Below are 1,829 nucleotides of genomic sequence, written 5' to 3' on the forward strand. Positions count from 1 at the left end.
GTACGGATGGGTAGGGGAGCGTCGTGTGCCGGGTGAAGCGGCCCTGGAAGGGAGTCGTGGACGGTTCACGAGTGAGAATGCAGGCATGAGTAGCGATACAAGAGTGGGAAACTCTTGCGCCGATTGACTAAGGGTTCCTGGGTCAAGCTGATCTGCCCAGGGTAAGTCGGGACCTAAGGCGAGGCCGACAGGCGTAGTCGATGGACAACCGGTTGATATTCCGGTACCCGCTTTGAAGCGCCAGCGCTGAACCCTCTGATGCTAAGCCCGTGAAGCCGCCCTTGATCTCTTCGGAGTGATGGGGAGTGGTGGAGCCGGCGAACCAAGGTGGTAGTAGGTGAGCGATGGGGTGACGCAGGAAGGTAGTCCAGCCCGGGCGGTGGTTGTCCCGGGGTAAGGGTGTAGGCCGAGTGGTAGGCAAATCCGCCACTCTTTGAGGCTGAGACCTGATGCCGAGCCGATTGTGGTGAAGTGGATGATCCTATGCTGTCGAGAAAAGCCTCTAGCGAGTTTCATGGCGGCCCGTACCCTAAACCGACTCAGGTGGTCAGGTAGAGAATACCGAGGCGTTCGGGTGAACTATGGTTAAGGAACTCGGCAAAATGCCCCCGTAACTTCGGGAGAAGGGGGGCCATTGCTGGTGAGGGAACTTGCTTCCTGAGCTGGTGGTGGCCGCAGAGACCAGCGAGAAGCGACTGTTTACTAAAAACACAGGTCCGTGCGAAGCCGTAAGGCGATGTATACGGACTGACGCCTGCCCGGTGCTGGAACGTTAAGGGGACCGGTTAGCTCTGATTCGTCGGGGCGAAGCTGAGAACTTAAGCGCCAGTAAACGGCGGTGGTAACTATAACCATCCTAAGGTAGCGAAATTCCTTGTCGGGTAAGTTCCGACCTGCACGAATGGCGTAACGACTTCTCGACTGTCTCAACCATAGGCCCGGTGAAATTGCACTACGAGTAAAGATGCTCGTTTCGCGCAGCAGGACGGAAAGACCCCGGGACCTTTACTATAGCTTGATATTGGTGTTCGGTTCGGCTTGTGTAGGATAGGTGGGAGACTGTGAAGCAGTGGCGCCAGCCATTGTGGAGTCATCGTTGAAATACCACTCTGGTCGTGCTGGATGTCTAACCTCGGTCCGTGATCCGGATCAGGGACAGTGTCTGGTGGGTAGTTTAACTGGGGCGGTTGCCTCCTAAAGGGTAACGGAGGCGCCCAAAGGTTCCCTCAGCCTGGTTGGCAATCAGGTGTTGAGTGTAAGTGCACAAGGGAGCTTGACTGTGAGACTGACGGGTCGAGCAGGTACGAAAGTAGGGACTAGTGATCCGGCGGTGGCTTGTGGAAGCGCCGTCGCTCAACGGATAAAAGGTACCCCGGGGATAACAGGCTGATCTTCCCCAAGAGTCCATATCGACGGGATGGTTTGGCACCTCGATGTCGGCTCGTCGCATCCTGGGGCTGGAGTCGGTCCCAAGGGTTGGGCTGTTCGCCCATTAAAGCGGTACGCGAGCTGGGTTTAGAACGTCGTGAGACAGTTCGGTCCCTATCCGCTGTGCGCGTAGGAGTCTTGAGAAGGGCTGTCCCTAGTACGAGAGGACCGGGACGGACGAACCTCTGGTGTGCCAGTTGTTCTGCCAAGGGCATGGCTGGTTGGCTACGTTCGGGAGGGATAACCGCTGAAAGCATCTAAGCGGGAAGCCTGCTTCGAGATGAGGACTCCCACCCCCTTGAGGGGTTAAGGCTCCCAGTAGACGACTGGGTTGATAGGCCGGATGTGGAAGCCCAGTAATGGGTGGAGCTGACCGGTACTAATAAGCCGAGGGCTTGTCC

The 1,829-nt window shown here is 57.2% G+C and carries 1 rRNA gene (running past one end of the window); it reads left to right on the forward strand.

Going from position 1 to position 1,829, the window contains the following annotated elements:
• Nucleotides 1–1,829: ribosomal RNA gene (locus tag AB0F62_RS42380) — 23S ribosomal RNA — on the forward strand (its annotated part extends 1,366 nt beyond the left edge of the window); the annotation flags it as partial.

Origin of the sequence: Streptomyces sp. NPDC026673 (assembly GCF_040638135.1) — a bacterium.
In the GTDB taxonomy this organism is placed as follows: Bacteria; Actinomycetota; Actinomycetes; order Streptomycetales; family Streptomycetaceae; genus Actinacidiphila.